At 62.1% G+C, this 16851-nt stretch carries 15 protein-coding genes and 1 pseudogene; 6 read left to right on the forward strand and 10 right to left on the reverse strand.

Annotated elements, in window-relative coordinates:
* The first annotated feature begins 68 nt into the window (after positions 1 to 68).
* Complete coding sequence (locus tag BM438_RS02950) at positions 69 to 1130, forward strand: alkene reductase (protein WP_093632834.1); 1062 nt, start codon at positions 69 to 71, stop codon at positions 1128 to 1130.
* 20 nt (positions 1131 to 1150) lie between these two features.
* On the opposite strand, the gene BM438_RS02955 is transcribed toward BM438_RS02950, so the two are convergent.
* The gene (locus BM438_RS02955; RefSeq protein ID WP_093632835.1) at positions 1151 to 1678 is read right to left on the reverse strand and encodes a GNAT family N-acetyltransferase; all 528 of its coding nucleotides are present in this window, start codon (positions 1676 to 1678) and stop codon (positions 1151 to 1153) included.
* Between the two features lie 135 nt (positions 1679 to 1813).
* On the opposite strand from BM438_RS02955, the gene BM438_RS02960 reads away from it, so the two are divergent.
* Complete coding sequence (locus BM438_RS02960) at positions 1814 to 2461, forward strand: VTT domain-containing protein (RefSeq protein ID WP_093632836.1); 648 nt, start codon at positions 1814 to 1816, stop codon at positions 2459 to 2461.
* 64 nt (positions 2462 to 2525) lie between these two features.
* Positions 2526 to 3137 (forward strand): LysE family translocator, encoded by a 612-nt coding sequence (locus BM438_RS02965; protein ID WP_093632837.1) that lies wholly within the window; start codon positions 2526 to 2528, stop codon positions 3135 to 3137.
* Positions 3138 to 3165: 28 nt separating this feature from the next.
* Here the strand turns inward: BM438_RS02965 and BM438_RS02970 are convergent, their stop codons facing one another.
* The 5 genes from BM438_RS02970 to BM438_RS02990 all read right to left on the reverse strand — a co-directional run bounded on the left by BM438_RS02970 (position 3166) and on the right by BM438_RS02990 (position 7356).
* Entirely contained in the window at positions 3166 to 3672 is a 507-nt protein-coding gene (locus BM438_RS02970; protein ID WP_093632838.1) for an SRPBCC domain-containing protein, read from the reverse strand.
* Entirely contained in the window at positions 3669 to 4007 is a 339-nt protein-coding gene (locus BM438_RS02975; RefSeq protein WP_093632839.1) for an ArsR/SmtB family transcription factor, read from the reverse strand. The genes BM438_RS02970 and BM438_RS02975 overlap by 4 nt, the downstream gene beginning before the upstream one ends.
* 3 nt (positions 4008 to 4010) lie before the next feature.
* Complete coding sequence (locus BM438_RS02980) at positions 4011 to 4472, reverse strand: VOC family protein (RefSeq protein ID WP_093632840.1); 462 nt, start codon at positions 4470 to 4472, stop codon at positions 4011 to 4013.
* 133 nt (positions 4473 to 4605) lie between these two features.
* The gene (locus tag BM438_RS02985; RefSeq protein WP_093632841.1) at positions 4606 to 6357 is read right to left on the reverse strand and encodes an IlvD/Edd family dehydratase; all 1752 of its coding nucleotides are present in this window, start codon (positions 6355 to 6357) and stop codon (positions 4606 to 4608) included.
* Positions 6358 to 6405: 48 nt separating this feature from the next.
* Entirely contained in the window at positions 6406 to 7356 is a 951-nt protein-coding gene (locus BM438_RS02990) for a GlxA family transcriptional regulator (protein ID WP_093632842.1), read from the reverse strand.
* A gap of 204 nt (positions 7357 to 7560) precedes the next feature.
* Between BM438_RS02990 and BM438_RS02995 the strand changes: the two genes are divergently transcribed.
* Genes BM438_RS02995 through BM438_RS03005 form a run of 3 tightly spaced genes read left to right on the forward strand, consistent with a single transcriptional unit; the run spans position 7561 to position 10753 of the window.
* Complete coding sequence (locus BM438_RS02995; protein WP_093632843.1) at positions 7561 to 8868, forward strand: epoxide hydrolase family protein; 1308 nt, start codon at positions 7561 to 7563, stop codon at positions 8866 to 8868.
* A gap of 50 nt (positions 8869 to 8918) precedes the next feature.
* Positions 8919 to 9662 (forward strand): SDR family oxidoreductase, encoded by a 744-nt coding sequence (locus tag BM438_RS03000; protein ID WP_093633232.1) that lies wholly within the window; start codon positions 8919 to 8921, stop codon positions 9660 to 9662.
* A gap of 23 nt (positions 9663 to 9685) precedes the next feature.
* The gene (locus tag BM438_RS03005; protein ID WP_425270721.1) at positions 9686 to 10753 is read left to right on the forward strand and encodes an alpha/beta fold hydrolase; all 1068 of its coding nucleotides are present in this window, start codon (positions 9686 to 9688) and stop codon (positions 10751 to 10753) included.
* Between the two features lie 134 nt (positions 10754 to 10887).
* Here the strand turns inward: BM438_RS03005 and BM438_RS03010 are convergent, their stop codons facing one another.
* The 4 genes and pseudogenes from BM438_RS03010 to sauS all read right to left on the reverse strand — a co-directional run bounded on the left by BM438_RS03010 (position 10888) and on the right by sauS (position 16727).
* A complete protein-coding gene (locus BM438_RS03010) occupies positions 10888 to 11799 on the reverse strand; it encodes an NAD(P)-dependent oxidoreductase (protein ID WP_208620602.1) in 912 nt (303 codons plus the stop codon).
* Between the two features lie 272 nt (positions 11800 to 12071).
* Positions 12072 to 13453: pseudogene (locus BM438_RS03015) on the reverse strand (MFS transporter).
* A gap of 155 nt (positions 13454 to 13608) precedes the next feature.
* On the reverse strand, positions 13609 to 15285 hold the full coding sequence (locus BM438_RS03020) for an AMP-binding protein (protein ID WP_093632846.1): 1677 nt from the start codon (positions 15283 to 15285) through the stop codon (positions 13609 to 13611).
* Positions 15282 to 16727, reverse strand: a complete 1446-nt coding sequence (sauS, locus tag BM438_RS03025; RefSeq protein ID WP_093632847.1) for an acylating sulfoacetaldehyde dehydrogenase — start codon at positions 16725 to 16727, stop codon at positions 15282 to 15284. The genes BM438_RS03020 and sauS overlap by 4 nt, the downstream gene beginning before the upstream one ends.
* Positions 16728 to 16851: the final 124 nt, after the last annotated feature.

Consider the following 16851-nt stretch of genomic DNA (forward strand, 5'->3'; position numbering starts at 1 on the left):
TTCGCTTATTTCATCATGCAGTTTTTTTAAGGCCGGGGCCACGCGCCCGCCACCTAAGGTGAACTCATATGCCGACTCTTTTTGACCCGCTCCAGATTGGCGACATCACGTTGTCGAACCGCATCATCATGGCGCCGCTCACGCGCCAACGCGCTGAAGAAATCCGCGTACCGAACGCGCTGATGGCGAAGTACTACGCCGAACGCGCCACGGCAGGCCTGATCATCAGCGAAGCCACGTCCGTTACGCCGCAAGGCGTCGGTTACGCCGACACCCCGGGTATCTGGTCGCAGGAGCAGGTGGAAGGCTGGAAGATCGTCACGAACGCCGTGCATGCAGCCGGCGGCAAGATTTTCCTGCAGTTGTGGCACGTCGGCCGTATTTCGGACCCGCTGTTCCTCAATGGCGAACTGCCGGTTGCGCCTAGCGCCATCCCGGCTCAAGGCCACGTGAGCCTGGTGCGTCCGGAGCGTCCATACGTGACGCCGCGCGCACTCGAACTCGACGAAATCGCGGGTGTGGTCGAAGCGTTCCGCAAGGGCGCCGAAAACGCGAAAGCAGCAGGTTTCGACGGTGTGGAAGTGCACGGCGCGAACGGCTATCTGCTCGACCAGTTCCTGCAGGACAGCACCAACAAGCGTACCGACGCCTACGGCGGCCCGGTCGAAAACCGCGCCCGCCTGCTGCTCGAAATCACTGACGCCTGTATCGACGTCTGGGGTGCGAACCGTGTCGGCGTGCACCTCGCACCGCGTCGCGACTCGCACAACATGGGCGATTCGGATCCGGCAGCGACATTCGGCTACGTGGCACGCGAACTCGGCAAGCGCAAGATCGCGTTCATCGCCGCCCGCGAAGCACTCGGCGACGACCGCCTCGGCCCGCAACTGAAGAAGGCATTCGGCGGCCCGTACATCGCGAACGAAAAGTTCACCAAGGAAACCGCACAGCACGTACTCGACGCGGGTGAAGCGGACGCGGTGGCGTGGGGTCAACTGTTCATCGCGAATCCGGATCTGGTGCGCCGCTTCGAAACGAATGCGCCGCTGAACAAGCCGAATCCGGCAACGTACTATGCACGTGGCGAAACTGGCTACGTGGATTATCCGACGCTGGAAGCAGTGGAATAAGACGTTCGGTTCATGCGGCGTTACGCAAGGTCACGCCGCATGAATACGCGTTTCGATTCGTCGAGTCCGCGCGCGATGTGCGCATCGCGCCGCGCGATCAGTGCCGCATCCAGATCGGCCTCCTCGATATCGCGAAAGCCGAGCCGCCGATAGTACGGTGCGTTCCACGGCACCTCGCGAAACGTCGACAAAATGAGTTGCGTGATCTGTTGCGCACGCGCGAGTTGCGCGACCTGCTCGATCAGCGCCGCGCCGATGCGTTGCCCGGCATGCGAACTCAGCACATCAAGTTCCTGAACATAGAAGCGCGCGGGCTGCGGCTCGAACATCACAAACCCCACACACGTCTCATCAGCTTTCACGGCAACGATGATCTGCTGCGCGTCGATCTTGCGGCGAACAAGTTCCAGCTCCATCGGCGGGGCATCGGCGATACCCGTCATGCCGACGCTGACAAAGCGCTGGCCGGCCTCGAATTCGATCATACGGATAGCGTCCGCATCGTGCGGCGCGGCAAAGCGGAACGTGAGGCTGGGAGTGTGTTGCATAGGGGTTTCTTAACTTTTTTCGGACACGATTCTGGAAATCACACCCCGATATTGACATCCGCACCGAGAAATAAACAAGTGCCCACGCCGCGACGGGACTAAAATCCCGAACACCCAAATCCCTTTCGAACCACGATGGATTTCATGCATGTGCTGCAGGTCGCCCTGCACTTCGACCAGCACCTGAGCGGTTTGATCGTGCAATACGGCACGGCCGTCTACGCGATGCTGTTCCTCGTCGTGTTCGTCGAAATCGGTTTCCTGCCGCTATTCTTTTTGCCTGGCGATCCGCTGATCTTCATCTGTGGCGGTCTCGCCGCGACAGGCGCGCTGAACGTCTGGCTCGTGATCCCCGTGCTGTTCGCCGCAACGGTGGCCGGCAGCATCGTCGACTATGCGATCGGCCGCGCCATCGGCGAAAAAGTCTATACCGCCGACTACCGTTGGCTTGACAAGAACGCACTGCGTAAAGCGCACGCGTTTTACGAAGCACGCGGCGGCCTGACCTTTCTGCTGTCGCCGTTCATTGCCGTCGTGCGCACGTTCGCGCCGTTCGTCGCCGGTGTTTCGCGCATGACGTTTGCACGTTTCGTGTCGTTCGTCACCGCCGGCGCGGCGCTGTGGATCGTGTCGCTGGTGGCGGCCGGTTATCTGTTCGGCAACGTGCCACTGGTACGCGATCATATGAGTTCGATCGTGCTGCTGGGCGTCTCGCTCGGTGTCGGATCGCTGCTGGTGAGCGCCGTGTGGCGCTTCGTCAACCGAAGGTTGCGCGCTCATTAAACCGAAGGTTGCGCGCACACTGAGCCGATGGTTGCGCGCGCACTGAATTTCGTGGAGGGACACTATGTCGCTATCTGCTTTGCTCGTCTTCGCACTGGCGCTGATCATCGCGGCCGGCACGCCCGGTCCTAGCATCGCCGCGCTGGTCGCGCGCGTGCTGACCAACGGCTTTCGCGACGTCTTGCCGTTTCTCGCCGCGATGTGGCTCGGCGAAGCATTGTGGCTCACCTGCGCGGTGGCCGGCCTGGCCGTGATCGCGCGCAGCTTCGGCATGGTGTTTATCGTGCTGAAATTTGTCGGCGTCGCCTATCTGCTGTTCCTTGCCTGGAAGATGTGGCGCGCACCGGCCGACGTGCAAGGCAGCGACCTGCCGAGCGGCCAGTCGCCGTGGCGCATGTTCATCGCCGGCCTGCTGGTGACGCTCGGCAATCCGAAGATCATGATGTTCTACCTCGCGTTGCTGCCGACCATCATCGATCTGTCGCGCATCGGCACCGTCGCTTGGTTCGAACTCACGCTCACCATGCTGATCGTACTGATGGCCGTCGACTTCGGCTGGGCGCTGCTCGCCACACGTGCGCGCAAATTGCTGAACACGCGCCGCGCGGTGAAGTTCACCAACCGCGCCAGCGCTACGGTCATGGCCGGTGTTGCCGCCGCGATCGCCACGCGCTGACGAGAACGTACGACGCACGCGCAGCCATTCAGCCCGGCGGCGCAGCCGATTGCACTTCAGTCCGTAGCGAAGCCAGCAACACCTGCCACCATTCGCCATGCCGCAACAGAAACACGCGCTCGGGGAAATGGTGGCGTGCGACATGCTCCTGCGGCACCGTATCCCAGCCGCGATGCTCCACCGTCACGCGTGTTTCGTCGCCCACCGCTTCGAAACGCACTTCGACCTGAGTGTGCTGCGCGTCGGTGAAACTGGCCTGACGCCAGCCGAATGCCAAACGCTCGCCCGGCTCCCAGGCCGTCACGCGGCCGATCTCGAACACGCTGCCGTCCGGCTGCGTTTCGATCAGACGGCCGTGCTCTCCGGGCGTGTGAGGCGCCGCAGCCTGCTCGAACGACAACACACCCGCGCCTTGCGGCGTGAACTGAAACAGGCCATTCGGACGCCACCATCTGCCGATCTCACGCGTAAACACTTCGAACGCGCGCTTCGGCGTTGCCGCGACCGGTAGCGACACCTGCACGCGAGAACTCATTCCTGCTGCTCCAGATGCGCCTTGAACGACAGCAATTGCTCGGACCATAAGGCTTCGGTCTGTTCGAGCCATGCCTTCAACTCGTTCATTGGCGCCGACCTCAGCACGTAGAGACGCACGCGCGCATCGACGCCGTCGTGCGATTCCTCGATCAGTTCGCTCGAGCGCAGCACACGCAAATGCCGGCTCATTGCCTGCGGCGAAAGACCGGTTGCTTGCGCGAGTTCACCCGCGCGCATCGGTTGCTGGCTGAGCAGTTCGACCACCTGACGCCGATTCGGGTCGGCCAGTGCAGCCAGAGTGCGGTCGAGCGAGACGCTGGCAGGCAGTCCCATCGCTTATACCCACCCTTCGATTTTCAGGCCGCTCACGCGCTCGGCTTCCTCGCGCGACACCTCACGAACCGTCTGGCCGAAGCTCCAGACATGCCCTTCCGGATCGCGCGCCGCATAGACGCGGTCGCCATAGAACTGATCCGCCGGCTCGCGCGTGATCACAGCGCCTGCGGCACGCGCACGAGCGCAATGTTCATCGATCCCTTCGCGCAGTTGCACGTGTACCGACTGTGTATTCTTGCCGCCGATCGAAGCCGGGCTCGCAGCGTCTTCCGACCATTCGCGGCAGATCATCACGTAGCTGTCGCCGAAACGCATCTCCGAGTGGCCCAACTGACCGTCGCTATCCGTGACCACCAGTTGACGCTCGAAGCCGAACGCATTCTCGAGCCAGTCGAGCGCGGCAAACGGGTCCTTGTAGTACACCGACGCGCCCAGCGAAGGACGATGAAACGGTTCGTTCATGATTGCCTCCTTTTATAAACCTTTCGGTTGATATTTAACACTATAGTTAAACAAATCGAAAAGGCAAGGATGGCGTATTCGTACTGGTGACTCTTCCCAAATGAAATCTGGATCGCGGTGCCGCACGCAACCGCTATCCCTTCGGCGTTGTGTCGTGAATCCTCGCGGCGCGCAAGAAATCGAAATCGACGCCTTTATCGGCCTGCAGCACCGTATCGAGGAACAGTTTCCGATACCCGCGTTCGGCCGTCGGCACGTCTACGGGTGCAGCGGCCTCGCGGCGCGCGAGCTCGGAGTCCGATACGAGCAGCGTGATTTCACGCGCTGCTACGCTGAGCCGGATACGATCGCCGTTCTGAACATAGGCCAGCGGCCCACCAACGGCCGCCTCAGGCGTCACGTGCAACACGATGGTGCCGAAGGCGGTCCCGCTCATGCGCCCGTCGGAAATGCGCACCATGTCCTTGACGCCGGTACGCGCCAGTTTTTTCGGAATCGGAATATAGCCGGCCTCTGGCATTCCCGGCGCGCCTTTCGGTCCGATGTTTTTCAGCACCAGAATATCGTCGGCTGTGACGTCGAGGTCGTCCGAGTCGATGCGCTCGGCCATGTTCTGACCGTTCTCGAACACCACGGCGCGCCCCTCGTGCTGCATGAGTCTGGCATCGGCAGCGGATTGCTTGATGATCGCGCCGCCAGGTGCGAGGTTGCCATGCAAGACGGCAATGCCGCCTTGCGGATAGATCGGATCGGCGATTGTCCGCACCACGTCCTGTTCAAAGCCGGGACCGGCCAGTTCGATCTCTTCGCCCAAGGTACGCCCGGTGACAGTCATCGCGTCGAGCTTGAGCAGCGGCCTGAGTTCACGCAGCAAGGTCGCCATGCCGCCGGCGTGGTGGAAGTCTTCCATGTAGTGCTGACCGGACGGTTTCAGGTCCAGCAACACCGGCGTTTCGCGGCCCATGCGATCCAGCGCCTTCAGATCGACATCCAGTCCCATGCGTCCCGCAATCGCGGTCAGGTGCACGATGCCATTGGTCGAGCCACCGATCGCCAGTAACACGCGGATGGCGTTCTCGAATGCATCGGCGGTCAGAATCTTGTCGATCGTGAGGCCGCTGCGCGCCATGCGCACTGCCTGGGCGCCGGTCTCTTCTGCGATGCGGATACGATCGGCCGTCACGGCCGGCGGCGATGCGCCGCCCGGAACGGTCATCCCCAGTGCTTCGGCCACGCAAGCCATGGTGCTGGCCGTGCCCATCACCGAACAGGTGCCGACGCTGGCCACCAGTTGGTTGTTCACCGCGGCAATTTCCGCGCTATCGATTTCGTCCGCGCGGAATTTGCCCCAGTAGCGACGGCAATCGGTGCACGCACCCACGCGCTCGCCGCGGTGCGAGCCAGTCAGCATGGAGCCCGTGATCAACTGGATGGCGGGAATATTAGCCGATGCCGCGCCCATCAACTGCGCCGGCACAGTCTTGTCGCAGCCCCCGATCAGCACAACCGCGTCCATCGGCTGGGCGCGGATCATCTCCTCGGTATCCATCGACATCAGGTTGCGCAGGTACATGCTGGTGGGCTGCGAAAAACTCTCATGGATGGAAATGGTCGGAAAATCCATCGGCAAGCCGCCGGCCAGCATCACGCCGCGCTTGACTGCCTCGATCAGTTGCGGTGCGTTGCCGTGGCACGGGTTGTAAGCGCTGCCGGTGTTGCAGATGCCGACTACCGGTCGATCCAGTGCTTCATCGGTATAGCCTGCCCCCTTGATGAAAGCTTTGCGCAAAAACAGGGAGAAGCCGCTGTCGCCATAGTTGGTGAGACCTTTGCGGATCCCGGTGGCCGGTGCGTCGAGCGAGTCTTCTGGTTTGGTCTTGGACATTGAGAAACCCGGTATAGGGTGACACGTGAACGTAGGGACGAGACGATCTCACGGTGCGCCCGTCGCCGTGCGTGCGTGGCGACGAAATGCTTGCGGCGGTTGCCCGAACACACGCAGGAACACTTCCCGCATTCTCCTTGGATCCGAGAACCCGGTCGCGCTGGCGACCTGATCGATCGTGTGCCGGCTCTCTTCGAGCATCAAGCGTGCAGTTTCAATGCGCAGCCTCTCGACGGCCTTTGCAGGAGTCTGCCCTGTCTCCGCACGAAACGCGCGGCTAAATTGACGCGGACTCAACCGCGCGACATCCGCCAATTGCTCGACCGAAAGGGGCTCGTTGAGATTCTTTTTCGCATACGTCAGCGCGGATTGAATGCGATCGGACTTGGGCTCGAGTTCGAGCAGCGCTGAGTGCTGCGACTGTCCGCCGCTACGCCAATGATAGACAACAAGCTTTCGCGCGACCGACCGCGCGACCTTGGCGCCAAGGTCCTTCTCCACCAACGCGAGTGCGAGATCGATGCCCGCCGTCATGCCGGCCGAGGTCCAGATCGGCCCGTCCGCAATGAAAATCCGATCCTCGTCCACCGTAACAGAGGGAAAGCGGGTGCGCAGATCGTGCGCATAGTGCCAGTGCGTGGTTGCGCGGCGGCCATCGAGCAAGCCAGCCTCCGCGAGCACGAATGCGCCCGTGCACATCGAGGCAGTGCGCCGCGCGGTCTCGGCGCTGCGACGCACGTATGCGAGCACACCTGGCGGCGGCACGACGGTGATGGGGTTGCTTCCGGCGAAGATGACCGTGTCGAAGACGCGATCGTCGATCGCCTCGGTCAAGACTGTCAGACCGCTCGAAGCGCGCACCAGGCCGCCTGCTTCGGAAACGTTGAGCGTCTGATAGAACGGTTCGCCAGCCGCCACGTTTGCGAACTCGAACACGGATTCCGCAACGAGCGCCATGGAATAGAAGCCGTCGAACACCACAAACGCAACTGTCGGCACGGCTGCCTCCTGAAAGGACACGTCCTGAAAACGTAGTTTATACGTCCTTTGAGCCATCAACAATTGACCGTATAAATATCGGTAAGGAGCACGGATCGCGTTACGCGGACGCGCTGTTCGCATACCGTGTCGGCTGCGACACGATCTCGTTGGCCTTCGATTTGATCAGATTTATATCTTCCATTTAATTAGGCATACGTAAATATGTTTTCCATTTCATCCTTGCGTCGACTGGCGTTCGGCTCGTTGAGGGCACGCGCGTTTAGCCTCAGCTTTCTTACTGCGGCCGCTTTTGCACCACCTGTCTTTGCTGCTGTCGAATTGCCCGTACCGGCATCGACTGGCGATACGGCGATCCGCCCGTTCCACGCTCATTTTTCCGATGCCCAACTCGCCGATCTGCGCAAACGCATCGCGGCGACTCGCTGGCCGGACAAGGAGACGGTTGACGACCGAGCGCAAGGCGCGCAACTCGCGAAGCTGAAAGAGCTCGTGAACTACTGGCGCACGGACTACGACTGGCGCAAGGCCGAGGCGAAGCTCAATGCCCTGCCGCAATACGTCACCACAATCGATGGAGTCGATATTCACTTCATCTGGGTGCGCTCACGCAATCCGAACGCGCTGCCGATGATCATGACCCATGGCTGGCCCGGCTCGGTATTCGAGGAACTGAAAGTCATCGGGCCGCTCACCGATCCAGTCGCCTATGGCGGACGCGCGGAAGATTCGTTCGACCTGGTCCTGCCTTCGATGCCCGGGTACGGGTTCTCAGGCAAACCCAAAGGCACTGGGTGGACACCTGACCATATCGCCCGCGCCTGGGAGGAACTGATGCGCCGCCTCGGCTACCAGCACTATGTCGCGCAGGGCGGCGACTGGGGCTCCGTGATCGCCGACAAAATGGCCGCCCAGAAACCACCCGGACTGCTCGGCATTCACGTCAACATGCCGGCGACAGTACCGCCGGACGTCGCGAAATCGCTGAAAGCGGGTGACCCACCGCCGGCCGGCCTCTCCGACAAGGAGAAAGCCGCGTACAGGTCGCTCGATAACCTCTATACGCGCGGCGGCGGTTACGCAGCGATGATGGTCACGCGTCCACAGACAGTGGGTTATGCACTCGCGGATTCTCCGGTCGGCCAGGCCGCATGGATGTACGACAAATTTGCGGACTGGACTTATAGCGGCGGCGATCCCGAACGCTCGCTGACCAAGGACGAGATGCTCGACGACATCACGCTGTACTGGCTGACCAACACGTCTACGTCCGCGGCGCAGCTCTACTGGGAAAACAATGCGAACAACTTCAACGCCGTCGATATCTCAATCCCTGCGGCAGTGACGGTGTTCCCCGGCGAGATCTATCAGGCGCCCCGTAGCTGGACCGAACGCAGCTACCACAAGCTCATCTACTTTAATGAAGTGAACAAGGGCGGCCATTTCGCGGCCTGGGAACAGCCACAACTTTTCTCGGAAGAGCTCAGGGCCTCTTTCAAGTCCTTGCGTTGAATGACGCGAATCCATTCACGCATGAAAACCATTTATTTCAAGAGCAATCGATGAAGACGACTGGCAACACCATTTTCATTACCGGCGGCGGCTCTGGCATTGGCCGCGGTCTCGCCGAAGCATTCCATCGACTCGGCAATCAGGTCATCATTTCCGGACGGCGTCGCGCGAATCTCGACGAAACGATCGCAGCCAACCCCGGCATGCAGGCGATCGAACTCGACATCACCGACCCGAAGAACATCATTTCGGTTGCCGAGGAACTCGTTGCCGGATGGCCATCGCTGAACGTGTTAATCAACAATGCAGGTGTGATGCACGTCGACGATCTCGGGGCACCGGTTGACGAAACGCTGCTCACGTCGACGCTGAGCACCAATCTCATGGGCCCAATACGGATGACGGGCGCGCTTGTCGAACACCTGAAACAGCGGGACGATGCGACGATCATCAATGTTTCGTCGGTTCTGGCCTTCGTGCCGATGGCAATGGCCGCTGTCTATTCGTCGACCAAGGCGGCTATTCACTCCTACACGCAATCGCTACGTTATGTGCTCAAAGATACGTCTGTAAGCGTGATTGAAATCGCGCCACCCTGGGTTCAGACGGACTTGCTGAACAGTAAGAACGAACCGCGAGCCATGCCGCTCGCCCCGTATATCGAACAGACCATGCGCGAACTCAGCACCGATGCAATCGAGGCACTGGTCGAGGCAGCGCGACCGATGCGCAACAACGTCGGTCCGAATGAATCGGCGTTCGTAACGCAGTTCAACGACAAGTTCAAAAGCTGATTCGCTGTTCGACAACCCTGATCATGAAGAGGAGACTTCTGGTGTCGAATGAGATGAGCAGCCATCGCCGACGCTTTCTTAGGACGGCTGCCGTCGGCGTCGGCGCGCTGGAGTTGTCCTTGAGCGGGTTCGCGCACTCGCAGTCCGCAGAAGGAGACGCGAATCCACGCGCAAACGCCGCGGCGTCGAAGGCATCGTTTGCCGGGATCAAGCAGATCGATGCTGGTGTCCTGAACGTCGGCTATGCGGAGGTCGGCCCGGGCAACGGGCCAGTCGTGATCCTGCTCCACGGCTGGCCTTATGACATCCACAGCTTTGGCGAGGTAGCGCATCGGCTTGCCGCGGCCGGCTATAGGGTAATCGTCCCGTACCTGCGCGGTTATGGGACGACGCGGTTTCTTGCCAGCGAAACAGTCCGCAATGGCCAGCAGTCAGTGCTCGCCGTCGATGTCATCGCGCTGATGGATGCGCTGAAAATTCAGCAGGCGATCATCGGTGGATTCGACTGGGGCGCGCGCACGGCCAATGTCGTCGCAGCGCTCTGGCCGGAGCGCTGCAAGGCATTGGTCTCGGTGAGCGGCTATCTGATCGGCAGCCAGGCGGGCAACAAGGCGCCCTTGCCGCCGAAGGCGGAGCTCGCGTGGTGGTACCAGTTCTACTTCGCCACGGAGCGGGGTAAGCAGGGCTATGAAGCCAATCGGCAAGGCTTCGCGAAGCTCATCTGGCAACTTGCGTCGCCGAAATGGCGCTTCGACGACGCCACGTTCGAGCGATCCGCAAATGCCTTCCAGAACCCGGACCATGTTGCGATCGTGATCGACAACTACCGCTGGCGATTGAGTCTCTCAGATGGGGAGCCGCAGTATACCGATCTGGAAAGGCGTCTTGCGGCCGCACCAACCATCGCTGTGCCGACGATTACCCTTGAAGGCGACGCGAACGGCGCGCCTCATCCGGAGCCCACGGCATATGCGAAGAAATTCGTCAGCAGATATGCGCACCGCACCATCACCGGTGGAATCGGTCACAATCTGCCGCAAGAAGCCCCCAAGGCCTTTGCGGACGCTGTGATCGAGGTTGCCAGCTATTGAATGTCGCGGACGGCATCGCCGAAGGGCCAGGTCGCTCGACGGATTTGACGCCCGTGGCAGGCTCCGATTGGGTCCCGTTGGGGTGCGCTTTCGCTTGGCACGGCAACGCGCCGTGCCGGGACGCTCAAGCGGATTCAAGCAGACGCGCCCTTCGCACTCCCCCTCGCCTCGCTGCGCGCTTCGATCGCACGCACAACGGCCGCCATATCGGCTTGACCATGACCCAACTCAACGGTCTCGGTGTACAGATCAAAGCAGACATCCAGCAGCGGCGACGCAAGATTCGCATGGCGCGCCGCCTCAGCCGCAAGCCGGTTGTTCTTCAGCACGTCGACAATCGAGGCCTGCACCGTGAAATCTTCGTTCACGAGCTTGTCGACCTTCACGCGCGAAACGTTGCTCGCCATCGGGCCAGCGTCGAGCACGGCCTGGAATTGCTTCATGTCGAGCCCGTAGCTTCGCGCAAGATGCGCCGCCTCGGCAAGCGCGGTCACCATCGGAATCAGGAACGTGTTGATCGACAGTTTCATCAGAATCCCCGCGGGCACCGGGCCGCAGATCACCGTCTCGTGGCACATCGGTTTGAGAAGTGGACGCACTTCTTCGACAGCCGCCAGTTCGCCCGCCAGCATCGCCACCAGTTGACCCGCTTCGGCCGGCTTGCGCGAGCCCGAGACGGGCGCCTCGACATACTGTCCGCCTGCCGCGCGGATGTCGGCTTCGAGACCACGCGAATAGTCGGCCGATGTCGTGCCCATGTGCACGATGATGTGCTGTGCGACGTTCGTTGCGAAATCCGCGGTGTGGCGGCCGAGCACCGCGTCGAGCGCCGTATCGGTCGCCATCATCAGGATGACGATGCGGGCCTGCCGGAAGACCTCGCCGACGCTGTCCGCAACCTGCGCACCTGCGTCGCGCAACGCGGCGCAACGGTCCGGCGTGCGGTTCCACACGACCAGTGGGGTGCCGGCGCGCGCGAGGTTGAGCGCCATCGGCTGCCCCATCACGCCGAGACCGATGAATCCTGTTTTCATGGGAGTCTCCATTTCTTATCCGTTGCTTGTGGCCACGGTTCGGTGGATCGATCGAGCCGGGCGACGCCGCCCAGTCTATCCAAATTGCCGCGATCACGCCCGCACACCGAGGGGGCGATTTTCATAAGAAAAACGCAGCAACGCCGCAACTATTTTCATTTTACTGTTTGCGGCGCGGCGCTCAGGATGAGGGCACAGCAAGGAGACGGAGCCGCCTATTTATGCGCGAGCCGCGGCATGCCATGGGCGGAGCCGTCTGCCGTCCGCCCATTCACCTGAACACCCTATCTCCACCAGCGCAGCGGACGGCGCAGATGATGCCGCTCCAGCCGCACCGCGGCGCTCGCCTGGAGAAACGCGGGCATGCTGTCCAGCGGCCTGCCTTCGAGCCGCTCGCGCTCCTCGTCGGCCTCGACGGTCCTCGCCGGATCGATGAAAAACGCGGCCACGATCCCCACCCCGAGCAAGCACGCGGAAATCGTGAACGGCACGTTATAGCTGCCCGTCGTCTCAATCAAATAGCCGAACACGACGGGCGAGATCATGCCGGCGACGCCGAAGCCCGTATTCATCATGCCGCCCGCCGTGCCCGCGTAGCGACCGCCGATGTCTAGCGGCAAAGTCCACAACACCGGATTCGTGATCTCAAGAAAGAAGAACGACGCCGACAGGTACAGCACCGCCATCAGCGGATTGGTCGCAGACACCATCGGCAACAGAAACACGAGCGAGCCGCCCATGCCCACCACCAGCACGGCGCAGCGCGCAAAGCGCAGCCGGCCGGTGCGCTTGTAAAGCCGATCCGAAACGACGCCACCCAGGGTGTCGCCGATCACGCCCGCGAGCAGCGGCAGCGCCGTGAACAGCGCCAGTTGCTTGAGATCGAAACCGCGGGCTTCCTTCAGGTACGAAGGCAACCAGGTGAGATAGACCCACAGCAGCCAGCCGTAACAGAAGTCGACGAACGTGACGAGCCACATACGACGGATCAGCTTGCGCCACGGCGTGGCCGCACGCTTGGCGCGTTCGCAGTCGCCCGCGCGATAGCCGATCTCGGCCGTTTCCTCAGGCGTCACACGCCGGTTCTGCTCCGGTGAGTTCGTAAAGACGCAGAGGTACAGCACCGTCCACGCGAGACTCGCCACGCCGAGCAGAATGAACGCGTCGCGCCAGCCGCCCGCCACCACCACCGCGAGCACGAGCGGCGGCGTGACCGCGCCGCCGAGGCGGGCGAAGCTATGGGTAATACCTTGTGCGAAACCCCGCTCCGCCACCGGCATCCAGTAGGTAAAGGCACGCGTCGCCGTCGGAAACCTCCGCCCTCGCCGATGCCCAGCGCGAAGCGCAACGCGACGAGCATTGCCACACTGCCGGCGAAGCCGGTGGCGAGCGTCGCCGCCCCCCAGATCAGCGACAGCACCGTCAACACCAGCTTCGGCCCGTACTTGTCCGACAGCCAGCCGCCGATGACCTGCATGAACGCGTACGGATAAGCGAAAGCGGAAAACACGAGGCCGAGCTGAACCGTCGTCAGACCCATTTCATGCCGGATGATAGGACCGGCCACGGCAATATTCACACGGTCGATGTACGAGATGAAATACATCAGGCACATGACGGCCAGGATGATGTGGCGCGTCTTCACACGCCGCTTGTGCGCTTGCATGCTGTCTCCTGTGTCTCTTATGTGACGCCGGGGGCGTCTGTGTTCGTTCGATCCGTACGTCGTACTGCGTCGCGCCGCGTACGCCTCGACTCGCGCCCTCCTCTGCTTGCTGGCGCGATCCGGGCATGCCGCTGCGCATGCCGATACGCGGCCCGTCAGGTGGGCACGAGCTTTAGCCGCTGCACCTTGCCCGATGGTCCGCGAGGCAGTTCCGCGATGAAGCGAAACTCCTTCGGCGTCTTGTAGCGGCCCAGTTCGCGTAGACAGTGCTCACGCAGATCCGCGATATCGAGCGCGCCCGCCCCCTCTGAAATGCGAGGCACGATGAAGGCGACGATCTCCTGGCCGTAAGCGGAATCCGGCACGCCCACCACCGCCGCATCCAGCACACCGGGGTGTTTGAGCAACGCTTCATCGATCTCGCGCGGGGCGATGTTTTCGCCGCCCTTGATGATCAATTCCTTTGCACGGCCGTTGATGTAGAAATAACCGTCGCTGTCGCGATAGCCGAGGTCGCCGGTGCGCAGCCAGCCGTCGGCGGTAAAGGCCGCCCGCGTCTCTCCCGCGCGCTTGTAATAGCCGCGCATGACCTGTTCGCCACGCAGCACCAGTTCGCCGCATTCGTCGGCTGCGCATTCGCGGCCGTCACGGTCGATCACCTTCGCTTCGCCGCCTGACGGCAGACCGATGCTGCCGATTCTCCGGCTTGCCGGGTCGTATGGATTGCTGAACATGGGGGCAGCGGTTTCGGTCATGCCCATCGTTTCGATGATGCCGATTCCGAAACGCGCCTCGAACGCGCGGTGATGCTCGACCGGCAGCGCCGCCGACGCACTGCGGCAAAATCTCAGCGCGGACAGATCGGCCGTGCACGGTTCGTCGTTGTTGAGCAGATAGGCGACGATCGTCGGCACCACGTTGATCCATGTGCAACCGTGGCGCGCGACATCGCGCCAGTAGGTACGCGCGGAAAACCGCGGCGCCATGACCACCGACCCGCCATGAAAAAGCGGCGCAAGCAGCGTCACGACGAGACCATTGATGTGATAAAGCGGCAAGGCTGCGAAGACCCGGTCACCAGTGCCGAGCCGATGTTCGCGCGAGATATTGCGCGCATTGGCCAGCAGGTTTCGCTGGTCCAGCAGAACACCCTTTGGGGCGCCTGTGGTGCCGGACGTGTACATGAGTAGTGCTACGTCGCTCGCAGCCGGGTCGCCGGTTGTGGGCGTTTCGGTATCCCATGTTTCTATATGTTTCGCGTGTGCCTCGTATGTCGCACGTGACACACGCTGAGCCGGTTTTGCGTGCACATCCAAAGACACTGCCGCTTCCGCCAGCACGGGTTCGACGGAGGTCGGCACCGGTGCAACATCGGCATCGGGCGACGTCCGCAACAACGCGATGTCGCGGGTCAATCCCTGCTCGCGCAACTCCGCGATCGCGCCCGACATCGCCGCGTGCGTCTCGCCGGAAACGAAAACCATGCGCGTGTCCGAATGCTCCACGATGTAGCGCAACTGCGACGGCTGGCACAAGAGATTGAGCGGATTGGCGACGAGCCCGCTGTACATCGCCGCGAGCAGCAGCCTTGCCGTATGGATGCCGTTGCCCATGAAGACCGACACGACATCGCCGGCCTGCAAGCCTGCTTCCTGGAAAACCGTCTCGAGCGCACGGCAGTCGTCGCGCAGTTCCGCGAAGGTCAGCACGTCGGGCCGCAGCACAGCGCCGCCGTCTTCAGCACATTCAGGCGCGGCCAGCAGGAATGGCTTGTCGGGATACTGCGCAGCACGCGCGTCGATCAGCGCACGGATGGTGTGAGGCGTCGTCATTTGCCATACCTCACGAAGAAATCCCCGAGTACGTCGTCCAGTTCGGGGACGCGCTCTTCGATCGGGTAGGCCACGCGCGTGATGTTCAGGTAATGCTGAAAGTTGAGGTTGCTCGAGAAATTGTTGCGGCCCCACGTTCCACATCCCATCGAAAGCGAGAATGGCAAGCCGTTATCGAAGTTGCCGCCGGTCGCAAGGCAATGCGCCTGATTCACGATCACGCGCGCAACCGGCAACGCTGAACCGAGCAGCTCCGCCTGGCCCGCGTCGCTGGAGTGCAGGCCGACCGAGTGTCCCGCACCCATGTAGCCGTAGATGCCGCGCACGATGTCGGCAGCGGCGTCGAAGGTTTGCGCGCGATAAACAGTCAGCACCGGCGCAAGCTTCTCGCCCGAGAAGGGGTAATCAGCGCCGAAGCCGGTCTCCTCCACCATCAGAAACGCGGGCTCGCGTGCGGCGATGTCGTCGAGTCCCGCCGCGCGTGCAATCGCCGTGGCCGAGCGCGCGGTGCAATGTGCCGCCAGCTTGCCGTTCGACCACAAGGCGGCCTGCAATTGCGCCTTTTGTGCGGCGTCGAGCATCACGCCGCCGCAGGCAGTCAGTTCGGCCAGCATGTCTGCGTACACCGCGTCTTCGATCACGACGCTGTTTTCGGATGAACAACTCGTAGCGTTGTCGAACGTTTTCGAGCGCGCGATCTTGTGCGCCGCATCGTGCAAATCGGCAGACGCCGTGACGATCGACGCAACGTTCCCTGCGCCCACGCCGAACGCAGGCGTTCCGCTGGCGTAGGCCATCCGCACATTCGCCTGCGAGCCGGTCGCCACGACCAGATCGCACTGCCGCATCAGTTCAGCGGTGGCCGCCTTGCTGATCGGTGCCGGCAACATCTGGACAAGGTCGGCCGCGAGCCCGACTCTGGCGAATTGCGCGTGAATGAATTCGATCAGCAGCGCGCACGACGAATAGCCCTTCGGAGAAGGCGCCACGATGACCGCATTGCCGCATTTGAGCGCGTTGACGATCTTGTTGATTGGCGTGGCCGCCGGATTGGTGGACGGTGTGATCGCCGCCACCACGCCGACCGCCCGCGCGATCTCAACGATGCCGGTGGCCTCATGACGCGCGATCACACCCGTGGTCTTCTGCCCGCGCAAATCGCGCAACAGCCCGAGCGTCTTGCGATAGTTCTTGCGGAACTTGTCGTCCGCGTTGCCGAGACCGGTGTCGCGCACCGCCAGCTCGGCAAGCCGTCGGTTGCGGGCGGGCTCCATGATCGCCCACGCGGCAGCAGCGGCGGCGGCATCGAGCACGTCCTGCCCCGCGACCTCGAATTCGCGCTGTGCGGCGCGCGCACGCCCGACCAGTAACGCGACGACGCGCTCGACTTCGCTGTGTGTAGCAGCGTGCGCAGCTTCCGCTTCTGTGGCCCTAACGTTCATACGGTTCACTCCGGACTGAAAAAATTGGCGTTGGTACCAATCTAGTGAGCCGTACCTGCTTCGGAGTCCCGTTTTTTGAACTATCCCTTGCGCTAAGCGGGCCAGAATCGAAAAGTGCGAAATT

The sequence above is a fragment of the Paraburkholderia aspalathi genome (genome assembly GCF_900116445.1).
In the GTDB taxonomy this organism is placed as follows: Bacteria; Pseudomonadota; Gammaproteobacteria; order Burkholderiales; family Burkholderiaceae; genus Paraburkholderia; species Paraburkholderia aspalathi.

Excerpts from the sequence above, each read along its gene's own strand:
- BM438_RS02965 (WP_093632837.1), top strand. The coding sequence starts at position 2,526 with ATGTCGCTATCTGCTTTGCTCGTCTTCGCACTGGCGCTGATCATCGCG.
- BM438_RS02980 (WP_093632840.1), bottom strand. The coding sequence starts at position 4,472 with ATGAACGAACCGTTTCATCGTCCTTCGCTGGGCGCGTCGGTGTACTAC.
- BM438_RS02975 (WP_093632839.1), bottom strand. The coding sequence starts at position 4,007 with ATGGGACTGCCTGCCAGCGTCTCGCTCGACCGCACTCTGGCTGCACTG.
- BM438_RS03020 (WP_093632846.1), bottom strand. The coding sequence starts at position 15,285 with ATGACGACGCCTCACACCATCCGTGCGCTGATCGACGCGCGTGCTGCG.
- BM438_RS02985 (WP_093632841.1), bottom strand. The coding sequence starts at position 6,357 with ATGTCCAAGACCAAACCAGAAGACTCGCTCGACGCACCGGCCACCGGG.
- BM438_RS03000 (WP_093633232.1), top strand. The coding sequence starts at position 8,919 with ATGAAGACGACTGGCAACACCATTTTCATTACCGGCGGCGGCTCTGGC.
- BM438_RS02995 (WP_093632843.1), top strand. The coding sequence starts at position 7,561 with ATGTTTTCCATTTCATCCTTGCGTCGACTGGCGTTCGGCTCGTTGAGG.
- BM438_RS02955 (WP_093632835.1), bottom strand. The coding sequence starts at position 1,678 with ATGCAACACACTCCCAGCCTCACGTTCCGCTTTGCCGCGCCGCACGAT.
- BM438_RS02970 (WP_093632838.1), bottom strand. The coding sequence starts at position 3,672 with ATGAGTTCTCGCGTGCAGGTGTCGCTACCGGTCGCGGCAACGCCGAAG.
- BM438_RS03005 (WP_425270721.1), top strand. The coding sequence starts at position 9,686 with ATGAAGAGGAGACTTCTGGTGTCGAATGAGATGAGCAGCCATCGCCGA.
- BM438_RS02950 (WP_093632834.1), top strand. The coding sequence starts at position 69 with ATGCCGACTCTTTTTGACCCGCTCCAGATTGGCGACATCACGTTGTCG.
- BM438_RS02960 (WP_093632836.1), top strand. The coding sequence starts at position 1,814 with ATGGATTTCATGCATGTGCTGCAGGTCGCCCTGCACTTCGACCAGCAC.
- BM438_RS03010 (WP_208620602.1), bottom strand. The coding sequence starts at position 11,799 with ATGGAGACTCCCATGAAAACAGGATTCATCGGTCTCGGCGTGATGGGG.
- sauS (WP_093632847.1), bottom strand. The coding sequence starts at position 16,727 with ATGAACGTTAGGGCCACAGAAGCGGAAGCTGCGCACGCTGCTACACAC.